Source organism: Mesorhizobium sp. M7A.F.Ca.MR.148.00.0.0 (assembly GCF_003997735.1).
Lineage (GTDB): Bacteria > Pseudomonadota > Alphaproteobacteria > Rhizobiales > Rhizobiaceae > Mesorhizobium.
In genome coordinates, this window is sequence record NZ_RZTB01000446.1 from 1 (window position 1) to 363 (window position 363).

Here is a 363-nt window from a genome sequence, read left to right on the forward strand (position 1 = left end):
TCGCCCGGAGCGCGACCGCCCCTTGTTCGACGGACGGCGCAAAAAATCGCGCGTCGGCTTTCCGGCCTGCCGGTTATCGGCCCGACAGCTCCACCTACCCCAGGTCGAATGCCTCGAAACGGTAGCGGCCGGTTGTCATCCAGGTTCAGTAGAACGGCGAATATGGCTCCAGTCCCGCTCGCGTGAAGATGGAAATGGGGTGATCAATTCGCGCGACAACGCCCGCCCCCAAATTGATGCCCGTTCCGTCGCAGACACTAAAGACTTTCGACCGCGTTCCGATCAGCACATGGACCGGTTTCCCCGCCTGGACGGGGTATGTACTGTTGTGGATGAAAAGGACCCCGCTCGCTTGTAGCGTGT

Annotated in this window: 1 pseudogene; it reads right to left on the reverse strand. The window is 60.9% G+C overall.

The annotated features are described in order from the left end of the window. Nucleotides 1-145: 145 nt before the first annotated feature. Nucleotides 146-363: pseudogene (locus EOB49_RS37150) on the reverse strand (hypothetical protein); the annotation flags it as partial.